Raw genomic sequence first — 7,198 nt, 5'->3', positions numbered from 1 at the left:
GAATTCGGACTTGGGACTTGGGAATTGGGAATTGGGAATTGGGAATTGGGAATTGGAGCTAACAAATAACAAATAACCAATAACAAATAACAAATAACCAATAACCAATCACCAATAACCAATCACCAATAACAAATAACCAATAACCAATCACCAATAACCAATCACCAATAACCAATCACCAATAACCAATAACCAATAACCAATCACCAATAACCAATCACCAATCACCAATAACCAATAACCAATAACCAATCACCAATCACCAATAACAAATAACCAATCACCAATAACCAATAACAAATAACAAATAACAAATAACAAATAACCAATAACAAATAACAAATAACCAATAACCAACAACCAATAACTAAAACCTCAATTCGTATTCAGCAGTAACGCGATTGTCTCCTTGAAAATTAGTTGAACCTCTGAGCAAAATTTTGTCGCTCAACCGATACCGCAAATTAAATTCAGTAGGCTGATTTGCTGACAAAACTCGAATGATTGATGCCGAAAGATTGCGCGTGATATCGGCTCCAACTTCTAAACCGATTCCGAGAGAACCCGCACCGGAAGCGCCCCCAGAACTGGAACTGGCTGTTTCTCCTTGGTTGCCTCTAATTCTAGTTGGAAATAACCTAAATTCCGTCAATCCTGTGGCGTTGGTAATCACCGATTGCAGGTTGTTTAATAAACCCGCACCTGCTAAATTGGCGATCGCCAGCGTACTGTCTCCCTGCCCCAAAGTCTGCACGAAACTCCCGCCTAACAGCGCTACAATCTCTGTTTCCGATCGGCTTGGAGAGCTCCTCAACTCCAGACTTTCGGCTAACTGAGAAGCCCTTCCCTGCACTAACGCTTGAATTCGGACACTCCGCACGCTGCCGAAACTTGTCGGTTCGTCGGCTATTTCAGAGGCGACAGAAGTTCCCGGAGTGCGGAAGCGCGTTACTTCCTGTACCGAAGTTGCCAATCTCACATCCAGCGTCGGATCGAGTCCTTGTTCTGGTAAAAAGGTGGCAGTTTGCGGGTATCCCTTATCGAGCTTAAACTGCGTTGTAAACAAATTCACCGCCCCCGAAGTCAACCGAATCGTACCCTCCGGGCGAATATCGTCTAAAGTTCCATTCACCGTCAAACCCCCAGTCGCCTGGAAACTCAATATCGGCGGACTTGTTACCCGCACGCCCCGGCCCAACTTCAGCCGCAAATCGTTGAAGGCTACATCAAAGGAAGGAGAAGGAGAAGCCGAAGCCGTGGAAGGAGAATCGGAAGGAGAAGCCGAAGCCGTAGGAGAAGACGGGGAATCGGAAGGGGAAGCTTCTGTCGCAGGGGAAGATGGGGAATCGGAAGGGGAAGAAACTAATTGAGTTGCACCGCCGCCCGCACTTGGCAGAAATACTTCGCCGTTGTAGAGTTCAATGTTACCGCTCAACTGCGGTCGAAAAGCCGTGCCCGTTGCTTGGACTTGGCCGACTGCGCCGCCGCGATACAATCCTCTGAGATTCAATGCCAACTTGTCGAGATTGACAGCCAAAGGATTCGCTGCATCGACATCGCCCTCCGCAAAGGGCACAGACAGCGGAATCACTCCCTGCGCCACAACTTCTCCCTGACTCAACTGTCCGCGAACTCCCTCTACCCGAATTCGATCGCCCTCAAAGCGCACCGTCCCAGTCAGCCCTGTCAGCGGTTCAGGGAAAGCTCTCGCCCGGACGGTAGCATTTTCAAAATTTGCAATTCCTTGCGCTACAGGCTCTTGGAGCGTTCCTCCGACACGTATTTGCACCTGTCCCTTGCCGCTGACCCAGGCAACTTGCGGAGTCAATACATTAATAATTGCTAATCCTTCATTTTGCAAATTCGCCCTCAAATCAATTTGATTGCTGTCAGGTTTTACAGCAGCAAAGGGTAACTCAAAAGGCAAACTTCCCTGAACCTCAATCGGTTCGACTTGAGTTATCAAAGCGCTGCCGCCAAAATTGAGGCGGGCGTTGCTGTAACTAAAACTGCCGTCGGCTTGTTTGATCGGTTCTCCGTTTAGAGTACCGTCAACCAAACTCAATTCTCCGGTGGCTTGCGGATTTTCCAAACTGCCGGCTAAGTTCGCCCGCAAATTCAAATTTCCGGTGACATCGACAAAGGGCAATTCTATTAGTTCGGCTAACTGTTCGACAGGCACATTTGCGATCCGCAACTGCCCGGATTGAGCTTTTTGACTTAGTTGTCCCGAAAAGCCGATCGCACTTTTGCCCGATCGAATTTCCAAAGGTAAAATAGTTAAAACCCCGTCCTGAAAACCGCCCTCAATACTGAACTTTTCAGCCACATATTTTCCCCACTGCCAATTATCGCCCGTAACGTTAAATTGAGCTTGCACACCGGTTCGCAAAGAACCTGCGACAGCAATTTCCCCGCCAAAAGTTCCCTGCAATTGAGATAGCGGGGGCAATTTTTGCGATTGGGCCATCACCTCCTGCCGCTGCTGCAAAAGCACTTCAATTTCTGCCAAGCGGCGCAACTGTTCAATTAGCGGGGCTTCCGGTTCTCCGACTGCGACAGTTTGCACGTCGGCGGCGCTAGCGTAAACCGGAGGTTTGAGGCCTCTGGCCAAATCGCCTAAATTGAAATACTGCAAAGCTACTAAAACCTGCTGCAAGTTGCCCTGCTGGATGTTAACTTTCCCGGCAAATTGGGGGTTTGCGCCTGTTGTGACATTGCCGGAAATTAAGTATTCACCCGTACCTTGGCGGAAGATGCCGTTTGTCAGAGTGGCGCTGCCTCCTTCATAGCTGAATTCGGCTTGAAAACTGTCACCTTTAATGTAGCCGATCGCCGGTTGGGCGATCGCAATTTGTCCATTTGCCTGCAAAGTCTGCGGATTTAACGGCATCTTCCAACCGGGTACATTCACCTGTCCCGAAACCGTACCAGTTATCGGCCCCAAACCCGCATCTTTCCCCGGCGAGAGATTCAAAGCAGCCAGGGGAAAATCGCTTAAATTGACTCGCAAAGTTTCTCCCTGAGTTTGGCCGCGGGCTACAGATTCCCCGCGTTTAACTAAGAAAGAAGTCGGCAGAAAAGATGAATTTAAAGCTAATTCAATTTTGTCGCCGGTGCCGGCCAAACGCAAGTCTACACTTTTATCGGAATTCGCACTCACCATCCCCGCCAGTACCGGATCGAATTCAACTTGATTTACTGCCAAATTCCGCACTTCCACGTCGCCAACCAAGCTGAGTGAAGCGAGATTTCCGGTGAGGCGGCCCGTGAAATCGACATTGCCGCGGACAGGCTGATTTGCTTCTGAAGTATTGTTGACATTCGCTGCTTTCAAAAATCCTAATTGTTCTGCTGGTAAGGCTGCGAGGTTAAAATTGGAGAGTCTTACATCCAAATCCAAATTTTCAATTGAGGGCAATCCTTTACCTTCGAGTTCGACATTAACAAATCCGTTGGCTGTCAAACCCGGAGTTGCAGCTTTTTCTATTTCTACCCGCTTTCCATTCCAATTAAATGCTGCCTCAAAAGGTTGTTTCAAAAACGGCAATTCCGAGATGCGGAAACTGCCGCCGGCGCGAACGTTTTGTAGGGGCGGTGCCCCTGTGCCCGCCGCAATCGGGCCGGATAAATTGACATTGCCGTTAAATACTCCTCGCAGCAGCGGGAGATTTTGGGATTGGGAGACTAAACCGCTAGCTTCTTGCAAGCTTTGGCGCTGGGATTCAAAGGCTTTCTGGAAGCGACTTAAGGCAATTTGGTTGCCTTCGATTGAGGCGCGCCAATTCCCCGATGCGGCGCTACCTGTGGCATTGACAATTCCGCCGCCGTTGGCGAGTCGAATTTGTCCGTCGCCCTTGGCGGTGATGCCGTTGGCGGTGAGATTGTCTGTATTTCCCAAAATTCGGACTTTACCGTCGAGGGTGCCGGCAATTTCTGGCGGTAAATTGGCTGTCAGCAAGCCTGTTTGTTTGAGGGTTTGTTCTAAGTTGCTGACTGTAATTCCGTTGGTTTCTAGCAATGCTTCTAAGTTGCCGTTTTCCAATGTGGCTGCTGTATCGATCGCCCCGAGTCGATCGACCAAAATCCGTCCTTGGGCCTTAGCACTAATTGCCTGCGCTGTCAAGTTATCCAAACTGCCCGCTGCTTCGAGTTGGCCGTTAACTCTGCCGTCAAATCCTGCGGGCAAAGTTGCTGTCAGCGCAAACAGTTGGGTATCGCGGATTGTTTGTTCTAAGCGACTCAGAATAACTCGATCGGCATCAGCAAAAGCTTGCCACCGTCCACCATCTAATTTACCTCTAAAAGCCACAGTACCGTCGGCAATATTGAGTTGACCACTGCTGTCGGCCACAATATCGGCGGCGGTTGAGTTATCGAGACTTCCCGATGCTGTAAATTGATTGGATATTTGTCCGTCAAGCGATTTGAGATTGAGGATTTTGGATTTGAGATTGCTGTACTGTTGATTTTCGGGATTGAATGCTGAAGCTACATCTAAAATCGGCAATCCTAAATCTACCAGGCGGCTGATGGAAGTGCGATCGGTTTCTGCTGCTGCTTGCCAATTTCCCCCTGCCAATTCTCCTTTAAAATTGACATTGCTGCCTGCGAGATTGAGTTGACCCCTGCCGCTGGCATTGATGCTGCTAGCGGTCAAATTGTCAAGACTTCCCGATGCGGTAAATTGACTCGATAGCTGTCCGTCAATCGATTTGAGATTTTGGATTTTGGGTTTAAGATTGCTGTATTGTTGATTTTCGGGATTGAAGGCGGAAGCGACATCTAACAGCGGCAATCCTAAATCTACCAGGCGGCTGATGGCAGTGCGATCGGTTTCAGCAGTTGCTTGCCAATTTCCCTCTGTCAATTCTCCTTGCAAATTGACATTGCTGTCAGCAAAATTGAGTTTGCCGTTGGCCTTGATATTGATGCCGCTAGCGGTCAAATTGTCAACATTTCCTGCCGCTAAAACTTCACCTGTTAGCTGTCCGCCGAGCGATTTTAGATTTTGGATTTTGGATTTTAGATTGTCTAGATTGGCGGAGGATTGCAGGTTGACAAACGGTAAACCAATATCGATTAATTGATTGACAGCCACTCGTTCTGTATTGCCATAAGCTTGCCACCTGCCTGATTCTAGTTTGCCGCGAACATCCACAATACTGTCAGCAATATTTAGTGTTCCTTTGGCGTTAGCAGCGATCGCATTTAAACTCAAATCGTCCAGAGTTCCCGCAGCCTCGGCTTTGCCGGTGAACAAACCTGTTAATTGCGGAGGTAAATTAAGCTCTGGGAAGACTTGCTGCAAACTATTAATAGCTATGCGATCGCCCTGGATCAACGCTTCCCACTGACGGTTTTTTACGGCTGCATCCACATTTACATTAGTGTCGCCAATTTTGATAACTGTATTTTGCAAGTCCACCAAATTGCCTGCGGCTCGAATTTCACCGCTTGCGGGAAAGGTTCCTTGCTGTGCTTGCCATTGAACTCTAGCTTGGATGTTGTCTAAGGGGCCGAAAACTTGAGCTTTAGCGGAGACGCTGCCAATTTTAAGAGTAGCAGGAATCGGGACAGAATAAATTTGGGCGAGATTATCTGCGGGTACATTTTCAGCTTGCAAATCAAACACCAAACCCGATGGCGAATTCTGGCTCGATAAAGCTATATCTACTTCACCTTTCCCGCCAATTTTACCGCCTGCTGCCGGCACTACCAAGATATCGCTCAAAGTTAAATGTAAAGAGGAAAATGGGGGAATAGAAGATTGAGAATTGGGAGTTGGGGTTTGAGCCGTTATTCCCCGTTCTATCTGAAAATTAGTGCTAATATTGTTTAATTGCAGCCGATCGACCGCAGCGGGTTTAGTGGCGGCTAGCGTACCTGTCAGCACTGGATTTGCAACGGTTCCAGTCAGTTTGGCATCCACCTTGAGTTCTCCGGCTACTGCGATCGGCAGTACAACTTTCTGCCCTAACTCTGCTTCTACCGCACTGAGAAGATTGGCAACTGCGATCGGCTGCACGTTAGTTGCTAGGTTGAAGCTAGCTCGATCGAGATTGAAATTGGCTCCTGTTGCCACTGTTCCAGCTATTTGAACGGGAATTAGACCGTAATTAGCAGTCAAACTATCGACAATCAAATTAGTTCCCTGAAATCGCAATTGACCGCTGCTATTTTGGATTGCTTGTTTCAGCGGTTTGATAGTTGCCTGCACTCCTGCAAAACTAGCCGTTCCAGTAATTCCCGATAACTTATTGTCTCGAACTTGTACGGTTAAATTGCCATTTGCCAGACCTTTTTGTAAAGAAATACCGGAAATTTTTAGCAAGCTGGTGAGGTCGGATAAAGGCAAGTTCTGACCTTGCAACTGCAGGTTAGTTTCAGCCGCAGGCAACATAGAATCAGCCTTGACTACAAAATTGTCATTATTAGCAAACTGACCGTTTAGTTCGTAGAGAATGCGCTGATTTTGGTCGCGAAAGAGAGCGCTGCCATTGTTCAGAAATACAGAAATTGGAGCCGATTTCTGTCCGATTGGGGGACTCGGCACCAAAACTGCGCTGACATTTTCAACTCGCACGGCCTCAATTTCAGTTTTAAATAAACCTGGAGTTTTTGGCTCCGAGGTGGGAAGATTAACCCAGCTACCTTGCTTGTCTTGTTCGATATAAACGCTGGGTTTGATTAAGGTAATATCTAATTTGAGGGTGCGGTTGAACAGCAGCGGCCAAATTGAAAATTTTACTTCGACTGCTTCTGTAGAGGCGTAATCTGGATCCGTAGCAGTCGCGGGTACTGTCGATCGGCCAAACCGCAAACCCGTCGGAGAAAATCGCTCCAAATCTCCGATTTTCACTGGCCTCTTCAGTGTCTGACTCACCTCAGACGCCACCAAAGGAGCTAAGTTTTTCCGCACCCACTCCCGTGCGGCAACCGCCCCTACCAAGCCGATAATGCCCAATCCTGTACCGCTAAGCAGCAGCAGGCGCCACCAGCGGCGTCTTGGGCGGGCTGCGAGTTGATTTTTGTCATCGTCGGAGTTAGTCATGCTTGTCTCTGAGAGCTTGTGAGAGTTCAGGAATTGAGGAAATCAACCAATGTTCGATGCGCTAGAATTGCTTTGATTTTGCCTTTTGCCTTTTGCCTTTTGCCTTCTGCCGAGAGGTAGACTCAGAACAGAGGCTCGAAG

At 48.2% G+C, this 7,198-nt stretch carries 1 protein-coding gene; it reads right to left on the bottom strand.

Features of this window, described 5'->3' with window-relative positions; all coding sequences use genetic code 11:
- Positions 1-370: 370 nt before the first annotated feature.
- Positions 371-7,057 carry a translocation/assembly module TamB gene (locus IQ270_RS26315; RefSeq protein WP_193976117.1) on the bottom strand — a complete coding sequence of 2,229 codons (6,687 nt, stop codon included), beginning with the start codon at positions 7,055-7,057 and terminating at the stop codon, positions 371-373.
- Positions 7,058-7,198 lie beyond the last annotated feature (141 nt).

Source organism: Microcoleus sp. LEGE 07076 (assembly GCF_015207455.1).
Lineage (GTDB): Bacteria > Cyanobacteriota > Cyanobacteriia > Cyanobacteriales > Microcoleaceae > Microcoleus.
Note: the sequence above shows the minus strand (reverse complement) of the source record. Positions and strands in the feature narration are given on the sequence as shown.